The 385-nt window shown below is 43.4% G+C and carries 1 rRNA gene; it reads left to right on the top strand.

From position 1 onward, the window contains the following. Nucleotides 1-157: 157 nt before the first annotated feature. A 23S ribosomal RNA gene (locus ACYVGZ_RS11740) occupies nucleotides 158-385 on the top strand; the annotation flags it as partial.

The raw sequence follows: 385 nt of genomic DNA, 5'->3' as shown, positions 1-385 counted from the left end.
TTATGATCCAGATCGAGTCTAATGAGCTGGTTTGGTTTTAGACGAGGCAAAATTGAGCGAGTGAGGGAGTTTATGTTGTATAAATGACCGACACGAGTGAGATTTTAACAAAGTATAAAGTCAAAGTAGATATTGGAAAGGTTATTTTGGGTTATATAGTCAAGTGACTAAGCGTGCACGGTGGATGCCTTGGCAGTCAGAGGCGATGAAGGACGTGGTAATCTGCGAAAAGCTCGGGGGAGTTGATAAACAAACTGTAATCCCGAGATGTCCGAATGGGGAAACCCACCCGCTTGCGGGTATCGTTAAGTGAATACATAGCTTAACGAGGCGAACGAGGGGAACTGAAACATCTAAGTACCCTTAGGAAAAGAAATCAATTGAG

This window comes from Marinomonas epiphytica, from assembly GCF_054780655.1.
This window is presented reverse-complemented; position numbering and strand designations above follow the sequence as displayed.